The organism is Bradyrhizobium sp. 186, from assembly GCF_023101685.1.
Classification (GTDB): domain Bacteria; phylum Pseudomonadota; class Alphaproteobacteria; order Rhizobiales; family Xanthobacteraceae; genus Bradyrhizobium.
In genome coordinates, this window is the sequence record NZ_CP082164.1 from 9,258,260 (window position 1) to 9,279,348 (window position 21,089).

The 21,089-nt window shown below is 64.9% G+C and carries 19 protein-coding genes; 11 read left to right on the plus strand and 8 right to left on the minus strand.

Going from position 1 to position 21,089, the window contains the following annotated elements; translation table 11 throughout:
* Positions 1-79: 79 nt before the first annotated feature.
* Both ubiA and IVB18_RS44130 read right to left on the minus strand, forming a co-directional pair.
* A complete protein-coding gene (ubiA, locus tag IVB18_RS44125; protein ID WP_247986334.1) occupies positions 80-1,012 on the minus strand; it encodes a 4-hydroxybenzoate octaprenyltransferase in 933 nt (310 codons plus the stop codon).
* Positions 1,009-1,668 (minus strand): hypothetical protein, encoded by a 660-nt coding sequence (locus IVB18_RS44130; RefSeq protein ID WP_247986335.1) that lies wholly within the window; start codon positions 1,666-1,668, stop codon positions 1,009-1,011. The genes ubiA and IVB18_RS44130 overlap by 4 nt, the downstream gene beginning before the upstream one ends.
* A 211-nt stretch (positions 1,669-1,879) precedes the next feature.
* On the opposite strand from IVB18_RS44130, the gene IVB18_RS44135 reads away from it, so the two are divergent.
* The 6 genes from IVB18_RS44135 (at position 1,880) to IVB18_RS44160 (ending at position 8,023) form a co-directional block, all read left to right on the plus strand.
* Positions 1,880-2,668, plus strand: a complete 789-nt coding sequence (locus IVB18_RS44135; RefSeq protein WP_247986336.1) for a 16S rRNA (uracil(1498)-N(3))-methyltransferase — start codon at positions 1,880-1,882, stop codon at positions 2,666-2,668.
* 294 nt (positions 2,669-2,962) lie between these two features.
* Complete coding sequence (locus IVB18_RS44140) at positions 2,963-4,117, plus strand: ATP phosphoribosyltransferase regulatory subunit (protein ID WP_247986337.1); 1,155 nt, start codon at positions 2,963-2,965, stop codon at positions 4,115-4,117.
* Complete coding sequence (gene hisG, locus IVB18_RS44145; RefSeq protein ID WP_247986338.1) at positions 4,114-5,091, plus strand: ATP phosphoribosyltransferase; 978 nt, start codon at positions 4,114-4,116, stop codon at positions 5,089-5,091. Before IVB18_RS44140 ends, hisG begins: the two co-directional genes overlap by 4 nt.
* A gap of 86 nt (positions 5,092-5,177) precedes the next feature.
* Positions 5,178-6,224 (plus strand): glycosyltransferase family 2 protein, encoded by a 1,047-nt coding sequence (locus IVB18_RS44150; RefSeq protein ID WP_247986339.1) that lies wholly within the window; start codon positions 5,178-5,180, stop codon positions 6,222-6,224.
* The gene (locus IVB18_RS44155; RefSeq protein ID WP_247986340.1) at positions 6,221-7,066 is read left to right on the plus strand and encodes a ChbG/HpnK family deacetylase; all 846 of its coding nucleotides are present in this window, start codon (positions 6,221-6,223) and stop codon (positions 7,064-7,066) included. Before IVB18_RS44150 ends, IVB18_RS44155 begins: the two co-directional genes overlap by 4 nt.
* A 126-nt stretch (positions 7,067-7,192) precedes the next feature.
* Positions 7,193-8,023 carry a DUF2076 domain-containing protein gene (locus IVB18_RS44160; RefSeq protein ID WP_247986341.1) on the plus strand — a complete coding sequence of 277 codons (831 nt, stop codon included), beginning with the start codon at positions 7,193-7,195 and terminating at the stop codon, positions 8,021-8,023.
* Positions 8,024-8,262: 239 nt separating this feature from the next.
* On the opposite strand, the gene IVB18_RS44165 is transcribed toward IVB18_RS44160, so the two are convergent.
* On the minus strand, positions 8,263-9,063 hold the full coding sequence (locus IVB18_RS44165) for a L,D-transpeptidase (protein WP_247986342.1): 801 nt from the start codon (positions 9,061-9,063) through the stop codon (positions 8,263-8,265).
* 314 nt (positions 9,064-9,377) lie between these two features.
* Between IVB18_RS44165 and IVB18_RS44170 the strand changes: the two genes are divergently transcribed.
* Positions 9,378-10,157 carry a protein phosphatase CheZ gene (locus IVB18_RS44170; RefSeq protein ID WP_247986343.1) on the plus strand — a complete coding sequence of 260 codons (780 nt, stop codon included), beginning with the start codon at positions 9,378-9,380 and terminating at the stop codon, positions 10,155-10,157.
* 159 nt (positions 10,158-10,316) lie between these two features.
* Here IVB18_RS44170 and IVB18_RS44175 read toward each other — a convergent pair whose 3' ends face one another.
* A complete protein-coding gene (locus tag IVB18_RS44175) occupies positions 10,317-10,838 on the minus strand; it encodes a hypothetical protein (protein ID WP_247986344.1) in 522 nt (173 codons plus the stop codon).
* Between the two features lie 328 nt (positions 10,839-11,166).
* Between IVB18_RS44175 and IVB18_RS44180 the strand changes: the two genes are divergently transcribed.
* The 3 genes from IVB18_RS44180 to IVB18_RS44190 all read left to right on the plus strand — a co-directional run bounded on the left by IVB18_RS44180 (position 11,167) and on the right by IVB18_RS44190 (position 14,588).
* A complete protein-coding gene (locus IVB18_RS44180; protein ID WP_247986345.1) occupies positions 11,167-11,463 on the plus strand; it encodes a co-chaperone GroES in 297 nt (98 codons plus the stop codon).
* 146 nt (positions 11,464-11,609) lie between these two features.
* Positions 11,610-13,235 (plus strand): chaperonin GroEL, encoded by a 1,626-nt coding sequence (gene groL / locus IVB18_RS44185; RefSeq protein ID WP_247986346.1) that lies wholly within the window; start codon positions 11,610-11,612, stop codon positions 13,233-13,235.
* Positions 13,236-13,376: 141 nt separating this feature from the next.
* Positions 13,377-14,588, plus strand: coding sequence for a hypothetical protein (locus tag IVB18_RS44190; RefSeq protein ID WP_247986347.1), 1,212 nt, complete (start codon positions 13,377-13,379; stop codon positions 14,586-14,588).
* A 131-nt stretch (positions 14,589-14,719) separates the two neighbouring features.
* Here the strand turns inward: IVB18_RS44190 and IVB18_RS44195 are convergent, their stop codons facing one another.
* Both IVB18_RS44195 and IVB18_RS44200 read right to left on the minus strand, forming a co-directional pair.
* On the minus strand, positions 14,720-15,118 hold the full coding sequence (locus IVB18_RS44195; protein ID WP_247986348.1) for an META domain-containing protein: 399 nt from the start codon (positions 15,116-15,118) through the stop codon (positions 14,720-14,722).
* Positions 15,119-15,250: 132 nt separating this feature from the next.
* Complete coding sequence (locus IVB18_RS44200) at positions 15,251-16,915, minus strand: L-lactate permease (protein WP_247986349.1); 1,665 nt, start codon at positions 16,913-16,915, stop codon at positions 15,251-15,253.
* A gap of 315 nt (positions 16,916-17,230) precedes the next feature.
* Between IVB18_RS44200 and IVB18_RS44205 the strand changes: the two genes are divergently transcribed.
* Positions 17,231-18,994 (plus strand): ABC transporter ATP-binding protein/permease, encoded by a 1,764-nt coding sequence (locus tag IVB18_RS44205; RefSeq protein ID WP_247986350.1) that lies wholly within the window; start codon positions 17,231-17,233, stop codon positions 18,992-18,994.
* A gap of 246 nt (positions 18,995-19,240) precedes the next feature.
* Here the strand turns inward: IVB18_RS44205 and IVB18_RS44210 are convergent, their stop codons facing one another.
* Together IVB18_RS44210 and IVB18_RS44215 are read right to left on the minus strand one after the other, a co-directional pair.
* Positions 19,241-20,248, minus strand: a complete 1,008-nt coding sequence (locus IVB18_RS44210; RefSeq protein WP_247986351.1) for a TorF family putative porin — start codon at positions 20,246-20,248, stop codon at positions 19,241-19,243.
* A gap of 397 nt (positions 20,249-20,645) precedes the next feature.
* Entirely contained in the window at positions 20,646-21,032 is a 387-nt protein-coding gene (locus IVB18_RS44215; protein ID WP_247986352.1) for a histone, read from the minus strand.
* Positions 21,033-21,089: the final 57 nt, after the last annotated feature.

Consider the following 21,089-nt stretch of genomic DNA (forward strand, 5'->3'; position numbering starts at 1 on the left):
AAAGCGCGCCACCTCTTCTGTCGCAATCGTGGAGAGAAGGTGGGCACGGCGCAAGAGCGCCCTTGCCCACCCTACAGCGTTACGAAGCCCGCATCACCGCGTCCACCAGCAATCCCGCGAACAGCAATAGCCCCGCATCACGGTTCGACTTGAACACGCGCAGGCAGAGCGCGGAATCGTCGATGTTCAGCCGCCTGATCTGCCACGCCAAATGCGCGGCGAACGCCGCCAGCCCGAGCCACGCCGGCCAGCGCGCATCGCCCGACGCGAGCGCGACGCCGATCAGCATCACCGCGAGCCCGTAGAACATGATCAGCGCCTGATGCGTGTGCGCGCCGAACAGACGTGCGGTCGACTTGACGCCGATCAGGGCGTCGTCCTCGGTGTCCTGATGCGCGTAGATGGTATCGTAGCCGATCACCCAGGAAATCGCGCCGGCATAGAGCACCAGTGCAGTCACATCGATGCGCGCAAAAATGACGGCAAAACCCATCAGGGCGCCCCAGGAGAAGGCAAGGCCAAGCACGATCTGCGGCCACCACGTGATGCGCTTCATGAACGGATAGACCGCGACGATCACGAGCGAGGCAATGCCGGTCAGGATCGCGAAGCGGTTGAATTGCAGGAGCACGATGAGACCGATCAGGGCCTGCGCGACCAGGAAGGCCAGTGCCTGTTTCGCGCTCACCTGTCCCGACGGCAGCGGGCGCGAGCGCGTGCGCTCGACCTTGGCGTCGAGGTCGCGGTCGGTGATATCGTTCCAGGTGCAGCCCGCCCCGCGCATCACGAAGGCGCCGATGAAGAACAGGATGATGGTGAGCGGCAGGCGGCTGAAATCGTGCGCCATGCCGGCAGCCAGCGCCGCCGACCACCAGCACGGCATCAGCAGAAGCCAGGACCCGATCGGACGATCAAAGCGGGAGAGCCGCAAGTAAGGCCGTGCCCATTGCGGAGCGAGCGTATCGACCCAGTTGCCGGTGGAATCGGCAACGCGGGCGGATGCATCACTCATCGGGTCAGGACGTTGCCGTTGAGCGTATCGAAGGTGCTGCCGCCCTTCTTGCCGGCATTGGCTTCCGGCGCCGAGCCCGAACCCAGCACCTCACTCAGCGACGGGCCGGCCGGACCGCGCGGCTGCTGCTGCATCTGCTGCGCCACCGTGCAGACCTTCTTCTGCATGGCCTCGGTGTTCTTGTGGCCGGTCTTCATCTGATCGCCTACCTGCGGCGGGATTCCGCATTTGGCGGCGTGGGTCTCGATGTACTTGATCATCTTGACTTCAGCCTGGCTGAAGTTGCCGATCAGCTTGCAGGCCTCGTCCGGCGGAGCATGGCGATCGCTCGCGGCCTTGATCAGCTTGCCGCGTTTCTCGGCCTCCTCGCGCAGGGGCATGAACGCCTTCATGCAATCCTCGCCGGGACCGCCCTGTGTGGGAGGCGCAGCGCTGAAGGCGCCGGAACCGCCGACGGGCGCGGCGCCGTTCACGGGAAAGGACGATTGCGGCGCGCCGCCGACGGAGGCGACCGGCGCCGAGCCGCTCACCGGCGGAAACGCGGAACTGGTTGTAGCCTGGCCGGGCAGCGGCGCCGGGAATCCCTGCGCATAAGCTCCCGCGGCGCCCATGGTGACCATGGCGGCAGTGATCGGAACCATCAAATGACGGATCATCAAGGCAGTCTCTCCGGCAGGAGCTTACGGGGTGCGGCGTCTTCCCAATTGAAGCGCAACCAGCGTGTTCGCGATTTTACGATTCCCGCCGGCCCTTAACAACCCGTCGAATAGGGCAAGAGCGCGGCGCGGGCACGCACGAATTCGGCAAAATTTACCCCCGAATTGGCTGCTTTCGGTTAAGAACGGCGGCAAATCGGACTTTTGAACGATGCCCGCCTACGATTTTCGCGCCCCCCGCCTGTTCGTCGACGCCCCCCTTGCCCAGGACGCCAGGGTCGAGCTCGACCGCGACCAGAGCAATTATCTCGGCAATGTGCTGAGACTTGCCGCCGGGGCCCCGATACTGGCCTTCAACGGCCGCGATGGCGAGTGGCAGGCCGCGATCGAAGGCCGCAAGCGCCCGGATGGCCTGGTGATCCTCCAGCAGACCCGTCCCCAGGACCGGCTGCCCGACCTCGCTTACGTCTTCGCCCCGCTCAAGCATGCCCGGCTGGACTACATGGTGCAGAAGGCCGTCGAGATGGGCGCCGCCACCCTGCAACCCGTCCTGACGCGATTCACCCAGACCTCCCGCGTCAACACCGAACGGATGCGCGCCAATGTTACCGAGGCGGCCGAGCAATGCGGCATTCTGAGCCTCGCCGCCGTGGCCGAGCCGGTGCCGCTGGAACGCTTTCTCAGCCAGCGCGCATCCGACCGCCTGCTGGTGTTCTGCGACGAGGCCGCCGAGGTCGGAAGCCCCGTTCAGAGCCTGCATGGAGCGCGCGAGGACGGACATGACCAAGGCAGAGTTGGCATCGATGTGCTGATCGGCCCCGAAGGCGGTTTTGCCGAGGAAGAGCGGGCACTGCTGCTGCGGCAGCCCAAGATCCTGCGGCTGGCGCTGGGCCCGCGGATCCTGCGGGCCGACACGGCCGCGGTGGCGGCGCTGGCGCTGGTGCAGGCGGTGCTGGGCGATTGGGGCGGAACATCGGCCTGGAAACCCGGACGAGACTGAATTGGCTCGATCGGGCCGCTGGCTCCGTCAACCTCTCCCGCTTGCGGGGGAGGTCGACGCGCGAAGCCCGGCGGGTGGGGGCTCTCACCACGTCGGGAATATCGCCTGCGGCGATACCCCCACCCCAGCCCTCCCCCGCAAGCGGGAGAGGGAGCGCACCTGTTTCGCGGCCGCACGCATTGGCCGACCATTAAGCGATTGATCCTTTCGAGGTCGAAACCGCTTTCCGGCCATGCTAAGGGCTGCGCCAATTCCCCTTTCCTGCCCGGTTGCCCCGGGACGATGGACCTCGAGATGACCGCGACTGCCACCTCAAATGCTGCCGGCTCCCCCGCCTGGGCGGATACGCTGCTGTTGTCGTTCGCGCAGGCCGGCTATGTCAGGGCCGAGCCCGCCATCCTGCAACCGGCCGAGCCGTTTCTGGATCTCTCCGGCGAGGACATCCGCAAAAGCCTGTACCTGACGACGGACCTGTCCGGCGAGGAGCTCTGCTTGCGCCCGGACCTGACGATCCCGGTGGCGCGCGACTACCTCGCCTCGGGGCGCGCCGGCCAGCCGGCGGGGTTCAGCTACCTTGGCCCGGTGTTCCGCTACCGCAGCGGGCAAGCCAGTGAATTCCTCCAGGCCGGCATCGAATCCTTCGGCCGTCAGGACCGCGCCGCGGCGGATGCCGAGATGCTGGCGCTGGCGCTGGAAGCAACCGCCGCCTTCGGCGTGCGCGACGTCGAGATCCGCACCGGCGACGTGGCGCTGTTCAATGCCTTGCTCGATGCGCTCGACCTCTATCCGGTCTGGCGCCGCCGGCTGATCAAGGACTTCAACCGCAAGATCAGCCTGGAACAGGATCTGGAACGGCTGGCGCGCACGACGACCGCCACCCGCAGCGAATACGAAGGCGTACTCGCCGCGCTCGCCGGGTCCGACCGCAAGGCGGCGCTCGCCTTCGTCACCGACCTGATGTCGATCGCCGGCACCACCAATGTCGGCGGCCGCACCACGGCCGAGATCGCCGACCGCTTCCTCGAGCAATCGACGCTGAAGGGCGGCGCGCTGCCGCGTGATGCCCTCACCGTGCTCAAGCGCTTCCTGTCGATATCGGGCAACCCCGACGATGCGATCGCCGAGCTACGCGCGCTCACCGCCGACGCTAAGCTCGATCTCGGCTCCGCCGTCGACCAGTTCGAGAGCCGGGTCGGCTTCATGGCCGCGCGCGGCATCGACGTGAAGCAGACGCGCTTCTCGACCGCGTTCGGGCGTGGGCTCGACTATTACACCGGCTTCGAATTCGAAGTGCATCACAGGGGCAACGGCGCCGAGCCGCTGGTTGCCGGCGGCCGCTATGACGGACTGATGACCCAGCTCGGGTCGCCCGACCCGATTCCGGCCGTCGGCTTCTCGGTCTGGGTCGACGCGCTGACCCGGATCGGCCGCAAGGAGCTCAAGTCATGAGCGCGCCATTCGTTCTGGCCGTTCCCTCCAAGGGCCGCCTTCAGGAGAACACCGAGGCCTTTTTCGCCCGCGCAGGGCTCAAGCTGTCGAAGGCCGGTGGCGCGCGCGACTATCGCGGCACGATCGCGGGCCTCGACAATGTCGAAGTCGCCTATCTCTCGGCCAGCGAGATCGCCTCGCAATTGTCCCGCGGCGTGGCGCATCTCGGCGTCACCGGGGAAGATCTGGTGCGCGAGAACATTGCGGACGCCGACAACCGCGTATCCCTGATCGAGGGGCTTGGCTTCGGCTACGCCGACGTCGTCGTCGCGGTGCCGCAGGCGTGGATCGATGTCCGCACCATGGCCGACCTCGACGACGTCACCACCGGCTTCCGCGAACAGCATCACATGCGGATGCGGGTCGCGACCAAGTTCATCAACCTCACCCGTGCCTTTTTCTCGAGCCACGGCATCACCGACTACCGCATCGTCGAAAGCACCGGCGCGACCGAAGGCGCGCCGGCAGCCGGCGCCGCCGAGCTGATCGTCGACATCACCACGACAGGTGCGACGCTCGCTGCCAATGGCCTGAGAGTGCTCGACGACGGCGTGATCCTGCGCAGCCAGGCCAATCTGGTCGCCTCGAAGGAGGCAGACTGGTCACCGCAGGCGCGGGAGACCGCGCGCGTCATCCTCGATCACATCGCGGCGCGGGCGCGGGCCAACAAGTATCGCGAGGTCCGCACCCGCTTCCGGCAATGCGACGCAGCCCTGCTCGGCGAAGCCCACGAGCGCTTCGGCGTCGAGGCCCCGTTCGGCGGCCCGACCTCGTCGGGGATGCTGACGCTGCACTGCCCACCGGGCCAGCTCTATGCGCTCGCGAGCTTCCTGCGCGACCACGGCGCCGAGACGGTCTCGGTGGTCTCGCTCGACTACGTGTTCGACCGGGAGAACCCGCTGTTCGCCAAGCTCGAGGCGTTCCTGCGGCGGTGAGCCTCAGGTCCGTTCAGCGTAGCGACAGCAAACCGCAGCTACCATATGCTGTTGAGAAGACTTGAACGCATCTGGAACCTTGATCGATGACGCTGGGCTCTGACGTTTCCGCCCTGACCACCACCGCCACCGGCGCCGCGGCGAAGGGACTGTCGATTGTCGTCCCCGTCTACAACGAGGCGGCGGGACTGACATCCCTGCACCAGCGCATCTGTGATCTCGCCAAGACCTTGCGGCTGCGCTATCGCCTCGCCTGCGAGGTCGTCTATGTCGACGACGGCAGTGCGGATGCGACGCTGTCGATCGCCCACGCGCTGCCGGCCGACGCGATCGACGTCCAGGTGGTCTCGCTGTCGCGCAATTTCGGCAAGGAGGCGGCGCTGATGGCCGGCCTCGACCACGCCCGGCTCGGCGCCGTGCTGTTCATGGACGGTGACGGCCAGCACCCGCCGACTCTGGTCGAGCAGCTGGTGCGGCACTGGATCGATGACGGCTATGACGTCGTCTATACCGCCAAGGCACATCGCGACAACGAGACCTTCCTGCGCCGGCTCGCGGTGCACGGCTTCTACGCGCTGATCAACTGGGGCGCTCGCCAGAAGATCCCCGAGGACGCCGGCGACTTCCGCCTGCTCTCGCCCCGCGCGGTCGCAGCGCTCAGGCAGCTGCCGGAGCGCAACCGCTTCTTCAAGGGTCTCGCAAGCTGGATCGGCTTCCGCCAGATCCGCGTCGACTACGAGCCCGCGCCGCGCGTCCACGGCGTGACGACCTTCAGCGCCACGCGCCTGCTCGGTCTTTCGATCGAAGGCCTCACCTCATTTTCAGTGGCGCCGCTGCGCTTTGCGAGCCTGCTCGGCGTGATCCTGGCAGGCGGCGCCTTCCTGTTCGGCCTGTCGATCCTCTGGGAGGTCTGGACCACCGGCAAGCAGGTGCCCGGCTATCCCTCGCTGGTGATCGGCCTGATGACGATCGGCGGCGTGCAGCTCATCATGATCGGCATTGTCGGCGAATATATCGGCAAGATCCTCTCCGAGCTGAAGGCGCGTCCGATCTACTTCGTCGCCGAGCACAGCCAGAAGCATTTCGAGGCCGACAAGGCCGACGACGCCTCGAAGAGGACGGCGGCCGAATGAGCGCCGCCGCGACGCCGCGGCGGATCTGGCTCTGCGCCGACGATTACGGCATCAGCCCGGGCGTCAACCGCGCCATCCGCGACCTGATCGAACGCGGCCGCCTCAACGCCACCTCGGTGATGATGGTTGGCCCGGCGATCGATCGCAGCGAGATCGATGCGCTGCAGGCGGCGGCCAAAGCCAGCCCGCGTTGCGCGATTGGATTGCACGTGACGCTGACGGCGCCGTTCCGGCCGCTGACCATGCATTTCCGCCCGCTCGACGGCGACATGTTCCTAGCCTTTCCAAAACTCTTGCGCGCGGGCCTTGCGCGGCGGCTCGACCGCGAGTTCTTTCGCAATGAGGTAAAGGCGCAATTGGCAGCCTTCGCAGAAGCGTTCGGGCGCGCACCCGATTTCGTCGACGGCCACCAGCATGTGCAGCTCTTTCCGCAGGTGCGCGACGGCTTTGTCGACGCAGTCAGCGAAGCCGCGCCAAAGGCCTGGGTGCGCCAGGGCGGCCGCGACCTGCCACTGGCGCAACGCCTTGCGTCGCCGAAGGCGCTCGTGCTCGACATCCTGAGCGCGCAATTCCGCCGCCGCGCCGGCAGCGTCGGCCTCGCTTTCAATCCCGGTTTTGCCGGCGCCTATGACTTCACGCGGGCCGCCGATTTCGGCGAGCTGATGCGGCAATTTTTGGAAGGCCTGCCGAATGGCGGCCTCATCATGTGTCACCCCGGCTTTGTCGACGACGTCCTTACCGGCCTCGACCCGATGACGGATGTCCGCGAACGCGAGCACGCCTATCTCGCCGGCGAAGCCTTCGCGCGCCTGCTGGCGGACAGCAACGTGACATTGGGGTGAAACCGGCGAAAGCTGGCCTGCGAGGCAGCTTGTCGCATACCGAAATTTAATCCGCGCGCCACTGTTGGGGCCATAATGGAACCCTACATCTTCGTCGCGCTTGGTTTCGCGCGAAGGAGACAGATCATGACGCCGCAGGAACGCCAGCTCGTTGACGAGCTTTTCGACCGGCTTTCGAAACTGGAAAATGCACCGCGCGATCCCGACGCGATCGCCGCCATCTCCGACGGGCTGCGCAAGGCACCCGGCGCGATCTATGCGCTGGTGCAGACCGTGCTGTTGCAGGACGAGGCGTTGAAGCGCGCGCATGCCCGCATCCAGGAGCTGGAAGCGGGGCATGCACCTGAGCAAGCCCAGTCCGGAGGTTTCCTGGATACCATGCGCGAAAGCCTGTTCGGCTCAGGCCCCTCGCGCGGCTCGGTTCCCAACGTGCCGCCACGCGACGCGCGGCCGGTCTGGAACAGCGGCCAGACGATGCAGCAGACCCAGCCGGGTTACGGCCAGCCGCCTTACGGGCAGGCTCCCGGTCAGGGCCAAGGCCAAGGTTACGGGGCTCCGCCGGTCGGCGGTGGCGGCGGCTCGTTCCTCGGCACCGCAGCGGCCGCTGCGGCCGGCGTCGTCGGCGGCTCGCTGCTGCTCTCGAGCATCCGCGGCATGATGGGCGGACCGCACCAGGCTTTCGGCGACACCAACGCCTTGGGCGACCGCGGCGGCAGCCCGTGGGGCGGTAGCGACCAGTCCGGCGGCTCGCTCGCCCGCGACGCCGGCCTGAACGACATCGGTTCGAACCGCGACCGCGGCGACAATTCCCGCCAGGGCTTCGCAGATCACGCGTCGAACGACGGCCAGAATGACAACGACCAGAACGACGACGACGATCGCGACAACGGCAATATGGACGTGGCCGACGACAGCGATTTCGGCGGCGGAGATGACGGCGGCAGCGATTACGCGTGACGCTGCTTCTCGTCCTTGCACCAAACAAAAACGGCCGCCGATGAGGCGGCCGTTTCTATTTTGAAGCGTCTTGCACAGGCCTTTTCCCTTCTCCCCTTGTGGGAGAAGGTGGCGCGAAGCGCCGGATGAGGGGTTGCGTCCGCGAAACCAAATGCCTGAACTTCATTCGCGGAGAGAGACCCCTCACCCGCCTCGCTTCGCGAGGCACCCTCTCCCACAAGGGGAGAGGGCAAGAGGGATCACATCACTACGACCCTGGTGCCGACATTGACGCGGCCATAGAGGTCGATGACGTCCTCGTTGCGCATGCGGATACAACCGGAAGAGACGTTGGTGCCGATGGTCCAGGGCTCGTTGGAGCCGTGGATACGGTAGAGAGTCGAGCCCAGATACATTGCGCGCGCGCCGAGCGGATTTTCCGGGCCGCCTTCCATGTGTCGCGGCAGGTCGGGGCGGCGGGCGATCATTTCCGCCGGCGGCGTCCAATCCGGCCACTCGCGCTTGGCCGTGATCGACTTGACGCCGGACCAGGTGAAGCCCGGACGTCCGACGCCGATGCCGTAGCGCATCGCCTTGCCGTTGCCTTCGACGAGATAGAGGAACTTGTTCGGCGTATCGACCACCAAGGTGCCGGCACTTTCCTTGCCGCTATAGTCAACGAGTTGTTTCTCGAACCTCGGATCGAGCTGACGTTGCCGCGGGTCGACCGTCTCCTGCTGCAAGCTGGCGCCCTGCATCTGCGGCTCGCCCATCGGCGGCAGGCGGCGCGGGTCGCTATAAGCCGGCTGCTGCTGATACATCGGCTGCTGCGGAGCGTAAGCTGGACCACGGCCGGGCCCATCGCCGAACAGGAACTCGATGAAGCCGCCGCCCATGTTCGAGTTGGAGGCGACGCGAACCGGCGCCGGCGGCACCTGCGGCGAATAGAGCACCGCGGGCGGATCGTTCGGCACGGTATTGTCGAACGCGATTGCGCGGTCGGCGCCGGCAATGAAGGTGCAAGCGCCGCCAAGCAGCGCGACAGACATTTTCTTGAACATCGACGTACTCTGTACTGTTTCGTCTAGTTGCATTCGCCGTCGGGCGCGCTGGCTGAGCCGCGCTCGCGACGTGGTCAATAAAGAGCAAAAGCCGTTTTGTTTGGTAAACGGAAGCGGCGTTTCGATTCACCACGCCGTCACGCGAGGGGCAATTTGGCGATCAGCGTTTATTTTCGGTGAACACCGCACACGCATGGTTAATCGCTCGTTTGCAGCCGTCGCGCGGGCGGCCGCACGACAGTTCCTGCTGTGAACTTCGTGTTAAATCGCTTCTGCCTACAAAGACGCGTGAGTGAGGTGGGGGGAGTATTCTGATGGCTGTTCACCGCAAACGTTTTCGTGTCGAAGATATCGTCGGTGGCGAGATGCCAATCCTCGACGTAACCGAAGAGGCAGCCCCGATGCATAGCGAGATCATGGCCGAGCTGCGCGCGATCCGTGTACAGATGGCGAAGGGCACTGCCCCGCTGTCCGGCAGCGCAGCCATGGCGGCGATCGACGCCTCCACGACCCAGGAGCTCTCCGACGCGCGCACGATGCTCGAGACCTACCGCGCTCAGATCGAGCAGTGCGAGAAGCTGAAGGTCGAGCTCGACCTCATCCATGACGCCATCGACCGCACCAAGCGCGAAATCGCGACGCTGCACGGCAAGAGCTTTGACGGCGGCGAAATGGCCAAGGTCAATGGCGAGCTCGGCGCCGTGGTCGGCGGCACCGAGCAGGCGACCCAGCAGATCCTCGAAGCCGCCGAGTCGATCGACCAGGCGGCCAGTGCGATGTCCAAGGTCCAGTCGGCCGACCAGCAGAAGCGTCTGGCCGACGACATCCAGGAGCGCGTCATCTCGATCTTCGAGGCCTGCAACTTCCAGGACCTGACCGGCCAGCGCATCAGCAAGGTCATGGGCACCATGAAATTCATCGAGCAGCACATCAACGCGATGATGGAGATCTGGGGCGGCGTCGACGCGATCAAGTCTCACGTCGTGCCGCAGGCCGACACCCGCAGCGAGGACGAAAAGCTTCTCAACGGCCCGAAGCTCGCCGGCGACGTCGGCCACGCCTCGCAGGACGACATCGACGCGCTGTTCGACTGATCGGACGCGACATACCGAAATAAAAAACGCCGGCGAGAGCCGGCGTTTTTTATTGCCTCGTCATTGCGAGCGAAGCGAAGCAATCCAGGCTGCCTCCGCGGAAACAGTCTGGATTCGTTTCGCTCCTCGCAATCACGCGTGATTAGGCCGGCCCCCGCTTTACGCCCTCGGCGCGCAGCGGACGTAGACCATATTGCCGTAGCGGGTGGCGGCGTCCTTGTCGATGAAGCGGGTGATCAGGACGCGGCCGTCGAAGGAGACGATCTCGCGATCCTGCTCGCTCGGCGTGGGACCAGCCGGTCCGATGTAGTTCTTGCCGCTCGGCGAGCCCTTCAGCCGCAGTTCCTGCGGCGTCGCCTGGTCGGCGAGATGCATGATCACGCCGCCGGAAGAGCCGGCGGTGATCACGTAGGGATTCTTGCACTGGGCCCGGGCGGCAGCCTCGGTACGGGCGCGGTCGGCCGGGTTCTGGAACGAGGCGAGGCCCCAGCGGCCGACGACCTCGTCGGCGCGGATGCTTGCCGGCATTTCCGGGCCGGTGCCGGGCTCGGCCTCCGGCGGCGGCGAGGACGACGAGAACGACGGCAGGCTCATGCCACCGCCGCAGGCGCCCAGCAGCAGCGCCAACATGGAAGCGGCGGCCAGGTTGGCAACCGTGCGCGCGTGAGCTGAAATGATCATGCTATTCCCCCGAGCAAAGTGCCCCCGACCAAGACCGCGGCTGCATCCCTCCGGCAGCCAAGCGCAAAACCGCTGTGGGAGCAATGACGTCCTTTAATACGCCAGCACCGCAAATAAGTTTCTGGAGCCACAATCCTATATCCGCCTCACCAATCGCTTAACCACCTTTGCTTGACAGGATCGCAGCCAAGCCATATTCCCGGGCGCACTATTAGCACTCGAAAACTCCGATTGCTAAGCGCGTCGTTCGATCTCGGAGAGGGCGGACGGCAGCGCCGCCCCCACCTACTTCTGTTGCTTCGGAAGCGAGCCTCCAAAGGGAAACGTCATGGCTAAATCCAAATTTCGTCCGCTGCATGACCGTGTCGTGGTCAAACGTATCGACGCCGAGGAAAAGACCAAGGGCGGCATCATCATTCCCGACACCGCCAAGGAAAAGCCCTCCCAGGGTGAAGTCGTCGCCGTCGGCCCCGGTGGCCGCGACGAGGCAGGCAAGCTGATCCCGATCGACCTCAAGGCCGGCGACCGCGTGCTGTTCGGCAAGTGGTCGGGCACCGAGGTCAAGATCGACAACGAAGAGCTCCTGATCATGAAGGAGTCGGACATCATGGGCGTGATGGCCTAAGGCCAGACGCCTGAACAGCCGCTGAATGCCATGCCCGGATCCTCAGGTCCGGGCATCCATCATTCCACAGGGTTCGATTGCGGGCCCCGGAATTGATGCGACGAACCAGCGGCAGACACATCACGAAACAAGAGGGACTGCAGAACATGGCTGCCAAAGACGTCAAGTTTTCCGGAGACGCGCGCGAACGCATGCTGCGCGGCGTCGACGTTCTCGCCAACGCCGTCAAGGTGACGCTCGGTCCGAAGGGCCGCAACGTCCTCATCGAGAAGAGCTTCGGTGCGCCCCGCATCACCAAGGACGGCGTCACCGTCGCCAAGGAGATCGAGCTCGACGACAAGTTCGAGAACATGGGCGCCCAGATGGTCCGTGAGGTCGCCTCCAAGACCAACGACACCGCCGGTGACGGCACCACCACCGCGACCGTGCTGGCCCAGGCCATCGTGCGCGAAGGCGCCAAGGCGGTTGCCGCCGGCATGAACCCCATGGACCTCAAGCGCGGCATCGACACCGCGGTTACGGCTGTCATCAAGGACATCGAGAAGCGCGCCAAGCCGGTCGCCGCCTCCTCCGAGGTCGCCCAGGTCGGCACCATCTCGGCCAACGGCGATACCGCCATCGGCAAGATGATTGCCCAGGCGATGCAGAAGGTCGGCAACGAGGGCGTCATCACCGTCGAGGAGAACAAGTCGCTCGACACCGAGGTCGATATCGTCGAAGGCATGAAGTTCGATCGCGGCTATCTGTCGCCCTACTTCGTCACCAACGCCGAGAAGATGACCGCCGAGCTTGAGGACGCCTATATCCTCCTGCACGAGAAGAAGCTTTCCGGTCTCCAGGCCATGCTGCCGGTGCTGGAAGCGGTGGTGCAGTCCGGCAAGCCGCTCGTCATCATCGCCGAGGACGTCGAGGGCGAGGCGCTGGCGACCCTGGTCGTCAACCGCCTGCGTGGCGGCCTGAAGGTTGCCGCCGTCAAGGCGCCGGGCTTCGGTGACCGCCGCAAGGCCATGCTGGAGGACCTCGCGATCCTGACCGGCGGCCAGCTCATCTCGGAAGAACTCGGCATCAAGCTCGAGAACGTCACGATGAAGATGCTAGGACGCGCGGGCAAGGTGGTGATCGACAAGGAGAACACCACGATCGTCAAGGGCGCCGGCAAGAAGCCGGAGATCGTGGCTCGTGTCGGCCAGATCAAGGCGCAGATCGAGGAGACCACCTCGGACTACGACCGTGAGAAGCTCCAGGAGCGCCTCGCCAAGCTCGCCGGCGGCGTCGCGGTGATCCGCGTCGGCGGCGCGACCGAGATCGAGGTCAAGGAGAAGAAGGACCGCGTCGAGGACGCACTCAACGCCACCCGCGCCGCGGTGCAGGAAGGCATCGTCCCCGGCGGTGGCGTCGCCCTGCTGCGCGCCAAGAAGGCAGTCGGCCGTCTCACCAACGCCAATGCCGACGTGCAGGCCGGCATCAACATCGTGCTGAAGGCGCTGGAAGCCCCGGTCCGCCAGATCTCGGAGAATGCGGGCCTCGAAGGCTCCATCGTCGTCGGCAAGATCCTGGAGAACAAGTCCGAGACCTTCGGCTTCGACGCCCAGACCGAGGACTATGTCGACATGGTCGAGAAGGGCATCATCGATCCCGCCAAGGTGGTGCGCACCGCGCTCCAGGACGCCGCCTCGATTGCCGGCCTGCTGGTGACCACCGAGGCCATGGTCGCCGAAACGCCGAAGAAGGAAGCCGCGCCCGCGCCGGGCGGCGGCATGGGCGGCTTCTAAAGCCCATTCTTCCGTTACAGTGTTGCGAAGGCCGCCTCCGGGCGGCCTTCTTTTTTGCCGACGATGCCCCAGCTTTCCGATTCAACCGACGGCCAAAACCCACTACGGTGGCCCCGATTCTGTTCCTCGAGGATTTCGTCGATGCGCGCGCTTCTGGTTTGCCCGACAGCTCTATTGGCGGCCTTGCTTGCCGTTTCGCCCGAGGTCGCATCCGCCCAGATGAAGCTGTCGCCGAAGGCCACGGCTCCAGGCGGCGCCGAGACGCGCTATTTCACCTCGATCGACGGGCTGATGGACGGCAATGCCGACGTGATCCTGAAGGAAACGCGCCAGGGCAAGACGGTTACGGCGGCGGTGCTCGACGTCTGCTATCCGATAGCGAAGAACTCGGACCGCAAGGACCGCTTCGTCGTCAATCTCCAGGTCGCGGGCCAGACGCTGACGGGCACGACGCAGAGCCTCGGCGAGAAGGCACCGGTCAGCGTCAAGCTGTTGCGCAAGACGAGCGGCGACACCTTCGAATTCCGCGGTCAGATCAGCATCGGACAGGCCGTGACCGAGGTCACCTCGCCCGACAATTCCGATCTCAGCGAGAGGGAGTTTCTGGACAACCAGACCTCCGACGACGGCATCACGCCGCAACCGAAGGATTTCACCGACGTCTCGCCGGAAGCGATCGCGGTCAGGGTCAAGCTCGATGCTGCGACCGACTTCCTGAAGAGCCTGAAGGGCCAGGATGTCGAGGTGACGCTGGCGAGCCTCAACGTCGGCTGCGATGCGCTGCGCGCCGGCGAGCAGACCATCAACATGTCGGTCGATCCGGAGCGCGCCGGCGCGCTGCTCGCCAAATTCAAGGCGATGCCGGGCGTCACCGCCGCGGGCTGGACCGCAGGCATGACCGAGATGGACCGCACCATCCGCATCCCCGCCGCCGACTGGCGCGACGGCGACAAGATCAACCGCTACAAGCTCGCCGCCGCCGTCGCCAATGTGCTGAGCCGGACGCTCGCGGCAAAGCCGGTCTCGCAAAGCTTCAATTCGGCCACCGGCAAACTCAAGCTGGTCTTCAAGCGGCCGAACCGGGATTTCCCCGCGCTCGAGCTCACCGACACGATCGAGGTCGCAGGCCTGGTCTCGCCCGACAAGCCGGGAGCGACCGACCGGCTGATGCTCTGGATCGGCAGCCCCTCGACCACGACCGCCGACGAGAGCAGCGGCGCCAAGCTCAATCTGTCGGACGAAGCGGCAGCCGACGAGGAAGGCGATCAGCCCGACGACAACGGCTCGATCGAGGCGCTCGTCAAAGAGCTGAAGGGCCAGCGCTGGGACGCCGACAAGTCGGTGTGGAAATAGGCGCGCACACCAACTTTCCGTCATCGCCCGGCTTGACCGGGCGATCCAGTACTCCGAGACGATTGTGATTAAATAGAGAGGCCGCGGCGTACTGGGTGCCCCGGTCAAGCCGGGCACGACAGCTGGCGAGTTCAATTCCCGTTGACGCGAAAGCGTAGCGGCTTGGGGCCAAGGAGCGTAAGCACGTCGCCCTGGCGCTTCCAGGTCTCGACACTGCCGAGGGCTGCGACGAGATCGTCGTCGGCTTGCGCCCTCGCGGGCGGGCAGGAACGGTCCTGGGTCTGGCCGGGGACGAAGATCACGGTGTTGCCGGCAACGGAGAACTGGCCCTTGCCGCCCTTGCACCAGAGCTCCAGCACCACCTCGCCATTGTCGCCGATCTCGATGTTCGGAATCCGCTTCGAGCCGGGCTGTGGCAGTGCCTCCAGCGTCATCTCGGTGCCGAAGGGGAAACCGTCCTCGGCATGCGCGGCAACGGACATCACGAGCACCGCGACCGCCGCACACACCATCTGCTTGAGCAAAACCATGAGACCTCTCGACCGACCCGATTTGCCGCACCTTCTATAAGACGGCGGCAGCCATGAGAAGGTTCGCCCGCATGCAAAAATCCCCGCGGGGGCGCCTCCGCGGGGATTTGCGGCAAAGCCGGGCTTGGCCCGTTACTTCAGCACCATCGCCGTGAACGGCCAGACATAGGCCTGCAACGTCACGAACACGCCGACCAGAGAGGCCAACACGATCGAGTGCCAGAACACGAAGCGCAGGATCGTGCCTTCATGGCCGTACCAGTTGGTCGCGGTCGAGGCGACCACGATCGATTGCGCGTCGATCATCTTGCCCATCACGCCGCCGGACGAGTTCGCCGCGGCCATCAGGATCGGCGACAAGCCGAGCTGCTCGGACGTGATCTTCTGCAGATTGCCGAACAGCACGTTGGAAGCCGTATCCGATCCCGTCAGCGCCACGCCCAACCAGCCGAGCAGCGTGCCGAAGAAGGGATAGAGCACGCCGGTTGCGGCAAAGGCGAGGCCGAGCGTCGCGTCGACGCCGGACAGCCGCGTCAGCGTGCCGATCGCAAGCATCGCCGAGATCGTGATCAGCGAGATCGCGCACAGCCGGATGGTGCGGCCATACTGGGTCAACAGCCTGCCGGGACCGACGCCCATCAGGAAGCCTGAGATGATCGCCGCGATCAGCATGCCCGTGCCGGTAAAGGACAGGTAGGTGAAGCCGAATACCGCGGCCTCTTTGGTCGGCCCTGGCGCGACCGGCGGCATCTTGTTGATCATCTGATGGAGCTCGGGAACGGGGTAGTTCCAGGTGAAGATCGAGTTCGCCCAGGTCTTGAAGCCACCATTGCCCCAGATCAGCATCACGACGCAGACGATGACCCACGGCAGCAGCGCGCTGAAGAGCTCGCTCTGCGTCAGCGGCGTCTTGTCCAGCGGTTTTGCGGCGGTCATGGTGGAGGCCGATTCATCGCGGCCGCGCAACGCCGGAGACAGCCAGAGCTGCCTGGGCTGCCAGACCTTCAGGAACAGGATCAGCGCGCCCATCGAGATCAGCGAGGCTCCGATGTCGACGATCCAGGGATTGATGAAGTTGGAGATCACGAATTGCGGGATCGCGAACGACACGGCGGTGACCAGGATCGCAGGCCACACGTCCTTCATGCCCCTCCAGCCCGCAAACGCCCACACCACCCAGAACGGCACGATCAGCGAAAAGATCGGCAACTGCCGTCCAACCATCGCGCCGAGAACGTAGGGATCAAGCCCGGTGACCGAGGCAAGGCCCTGGATCGGTGTGCCCAGCGCGCCATAGGCGACCGGCGCGGTGTTGGCGATCAGCGACAGGCCGGAGGCCGCCAGCGGCGAGAAACCGAGGCCGATCAGCACGGCGCCGGTGATTGCGACCGGCGTGCCGAAGCCCGAGGCGCCCTCGAAGAACGCGCCGAACGAGAACGCGATCAGCAGCAATTGCAGGCGCCGGTCCTCGGTGACGCCGCCGACCGCGCGCTTCAGGAGTTCGAAGCGGCCCGTAGTGACCGTCACCTGGTAGAGGAAAATGACATTGAGGACGATCCAACCGATCGGGAAGAAGCCGGTTACGATGCCGAGGATCGAGGCGCGGATCGACATGTTCGCCGGCATGGTGAACACGAAGATCGTGATCAGGTTCGCCACGATCACGGCGATGATCGCCGCGATGTGGGCCTGGACGCGACCGCTCGCGATCAGGACCAGCAGCGTGACGACGGGTACTGCCGCTGCGATCGTCGACAGCACGGGGCTGTGCAGCGGGTCATAGACTTGATTCCACATGGTCTTCCTCCCCCACGCATTTCTTATTGCATGCCGGCCAGCGTGGATGACCGGGCCTGCCTGACTCGGTGGAGAGCGCCTCTGAACTTGACGCGGATGGCCCGCGAATGCGGCGGTTCCCATCCGCTCACAAGCTCGCGAAGTCATGGAGGCCCCCACCCCGCGCCGTTAACGCCCATGCTAGGGTTGCAAGGCCGCACAAGCCAACGCAAATTGCGGAACTTGCGACTTTAGTCTAAGCGCGCTCATTTCCGCCGTTGCCTCAGCCATTTGGCGCCAGGCATTTGCGCTCATCCCCGCAGGAGACCCCGCTCTGTGAACAACATCCGCGCCACGCTCGCGATCGTCTGGCGAATCGCCGTCCCCTATTTCCGATCGGAGGACAAATGGGCCGGCTGCGGCCTGCTCGCCGCCGTGATTGCAATCGAGCTGGCGCTGGTCGCGATCGACGTGCTGGTGAACCAGTGGCAGAACCGGTTCTACAGCTCGCTCCAGGCGAGTGACTGGGACACCTTCGTCCGGGAGATCTGGATTTTCATCGCCCTCGCCTTCACCGCGATCGCGCTGGCCGTCTACAAGCTTTACCTGAACCAGTGGCTCCAGATCCGCTGGCGGCAGTGGCTGACCAAGCACTATCTCGGCGAATGGCTCGACGGCGCCACGCATTACCGCATGCAGCTTAAGGGCGATGCCGCCGACAACCCGGACCAGCGCATCACCGAGGACGTCAAGAACTTCGTCGAGCAGACCTTGGTCATCGGGCTCGGACTGCTCTCGTCGGTCGTGACGCTGTTCTCTTTCGTGATCATCCTTTGGGGTCTCTCCAACGCCGCGCCGCTGCATCTGTTCGGCGCCGACATCATGATCCCCGGCTATCTGTGCTGGATTGCGCTGGTCTATGCGATCTTCGGCACCGCGCTGACGCACTGGATCGGCACGCCGCTGGTCAACCTCAATTTCGAGCAGCAGCGCTACGAGGCCGATTTCCGCTTCAACCTCGTTCGCGTGCGCGAGAATTCCGAGCAGATCGCGCTGTTGAAGGGCGAAGGCGCCGAACGCGGCCGCCTGCTGGATCGCTTCAGCTTCGTGATCGGCAATTGGTACGCGATCATGAGCCGGACCAAGCGTCTCACTGCGTTCACTGCGAGCTATCAGCAGGCCGCCGTGATCTTTCCCTACGTGCTGGTGGCGCCGGCTTTCTTCGCCAAGAAGATCCAGCTCGGCGACATGATGCAGACCGCGTCCGCCTTCTCGAGCGTGCAGGGCGCGCTGTCGTTCTTCGTCGTGGCTTACCGATCGCTCGCTGAATGGCGCGCGATCGTCGCGCGCCTGGACGGGTTCGAGATGTCGGTCGCCTCGGCCACAAACCTGCCGGCGCATGAGCCGGCGATCGCCCTCAAGATGGCGGGCGGCAACCGCACTATCGGCCTCGAGCAGCTCTGCGTGAACCTGCCGAACGGCACGCCGCTGGTCGCCACCGGTGCCTTCACCATTCAGGCGCCGGAGCGCGTGCTGGTTACCGGGCCATCGGGCTCCGGCAAGTCGACGCTGTTCCGCGCCATCGCCGGCATCTGGCCTTTCGGCACCGGCGCCATCTTCATCCCCGAAAAGGCGAAGCTGATGATGCTGCCGCAGCGCCCCTATTTCCCGGTCGGCGTGCTGCGCGACGCCGTGGTCTATCCCGCAGCGCCCGGCGCCTTCGAAACTACGCAAATCCGGGACACCCTGCTCGCGGTCGGGCTGCCCGACCTCGCGGGCCGGCTCGACGAGGACGGCCATTGGAACCGGATGCTGTCGCTCGGTGAGCAGCAGCGCCTCGGGCTCGCACGCGCGCTGCTGCATACGCCCGACTACCTGTTCCTGGACGAGGCCACAGCCTCGCTCGACGAGCCGTCCGAGGCCCGGCTCTACCGGCTGCTGGCGGAGAAGCTGTCGCACGCCACCATCGTCTCGATCGGCCACCGCTCGACGCTCGACGCCTTCCACACCCGCAAGGTCGCGATGGTGAAGGATGGCGCGATCCACGTCCTCGGAGACGTCGGCAAGCCGGCTCAGGCGGAGCCGAGCCGAGCGCGCTGAGGCGCGCCTGGTTCGAAACGCCGCTCTGCAAACGCGTCATGCCCGGGCTTTGTCCCGGGCATCCACGTTCTTCTTTCCTCGGTGATACGTGGATGGCCGGGTCAAGCCCGGCCATGACGATGCGGCGACATCGAACCTACCTACCTGGGCGCATCATGCCAGATTGAATTCCGGCAACACGCTCCCCCAAAGCAAAAGGGCGGCAGATCGCTCTGCCGCCCTCGTCAAATCGTCTCGGGAAGAAACTTACTTCAGGTTGGTCATCGCCGTCAGGTCGAAGGACAGCTTGGCGATACCAGCCGCGCCGCACCAGTTCGAGCCGGCGCCGCCGGGGTTGATCGGGGTGACGTTGGTGGCACCGGTGGCGTTGAAGGCGCTGGTGAAGGCGTTGCAATCACCCTTGTTCAGGTTGGTATCGGAGTAACGCAGATCCAGCGTGAACACCTTGTAGGTGAAGCCGACGCCAAGATTCCAGGTGTTGTAGTCCTTGTAGGGGATACCGTTGGCGAAAACGGTGCCGACACCGGTGCCGTAGAAGGCGTCCGACGTGCCGAACCACTGCCGGCCAAACTCACCCGAGACATACATGCCGAAGCCCGAGGCACCGAACGTCGTGCTGGGCGCGATCCACTTGGCGGTCAACGAAGCGTAGTTGCCCCAGGCACCCGAGTTCAGGAAGTTCGGCGAGTAGTACTCGTTCACGCCGACCGACCAGCTGTCGTTGATGGTGTAGTTCATCTTGCCGTAGACTTCGACGAAGCTGACGTCCTTCTTCATGACGTTGCCGTCGGCGAGGAAGATCGTGGTCGTGCTGACAGCGCAGACGTTGCCGCCGGGAATGCCGCCGGTCGTCACGTTGTCGGCGCAGCTCCCGCCCGGATACAGGTAACCCCAGACGCCGATATCGAAGGCGAAGGCACCGAAGGTCGGGCGGATACCGCCGTAGATGTCGACCTCTGCAGCAGCGCGGTTGGCGAAGGAGATGCTCTCCGCGGACACACCGACATAGAGCTGCAGGTCCTTGTTGATGTTGTAGCGGGGCTCGAAATAGGCCGCCACCGACGGCTGGTGGTTCGACTGGGTCACACCGCGGAAGATGTAATCGCTCATGATCGCGCCGCCGAAGGCGATATCCCAGGGGTCAAAGGCGGGCGGCGGCGGAGCCTTCAGTGCCTTCACATGCAGATCTGCCGCAAAAGCCGAACCCGTCGTCACCATTGCCAGCGCCGTTGCCAACAAAGCCACTTTTTTCATTTCGATCCCCATCACCAGTTCTTAGACCCCAGTCGGATCCCGGAAGCCCCCCGGGGCACGCGACCTGATTGCAAATTTCCTAACTGCGGCAATCTGGATTGCGGGATGTGAACCGTGAAGCAAAAAACGCGGGCATCTGCCGACTTTTTAGGCGTTCTGACGATTCCACGAAAGGTTGTCAGCGTGTGTTGCTTCCCGATCACATTATTTGCCTTCCAAGGTGCAGGGGAAGGACCGTGGTTGTACTGAGCCCGGGAGGTCGTGGTGCCCAAGCCACGAATCAGACTGACGCGAGACGTGGCGGCTGCCCGAGAGGCCTGCGGCGATGCAGAAAGGCCGCAGCGTCACCGCTACGGCCCTTCAGCTTGCAGTCGTTCTGGAGGATGCGGGAGCGGGCTTAGCCCTGCCCTTCGGCCGGAGCCGAGTCCCCGGCGGGCGAAGGCATAGCCCAGCTCGTTTCCGGTGCAGTCGAAGCCGCGGGAGTCGGCGCTTCCGTCGGAGCGGGCGCTGGTTTTGGCTTGACCGGGCTCTTCCTGGCCGCGCTCTTCTTGGGCGCGGCTTTTTTCGCGACCTTCTTTGCAGCCTTCTTCGCTGCAGCCTTCTTGGCGGCCTTCTTCGGTGCGGCCTTCTTGGCCGATTTCTTCGCAGACTTCTTGGCGGACTTTTTCGCGGTCTTCTTCGCCGACTTCTTCTTGCCGGTCTTCTTTGCGGTCTTCTTCTTCGCCGCTACAGCCTTCTTGGCCTTTTTTGCCTTCTTGCTTTTCTTCTTCTTCGCTTTCGCCATCGTGGTCCTCCTGTTGCCGCCAACCAATGGTCGATCGGGCGTGTTCAGCCGTCACCT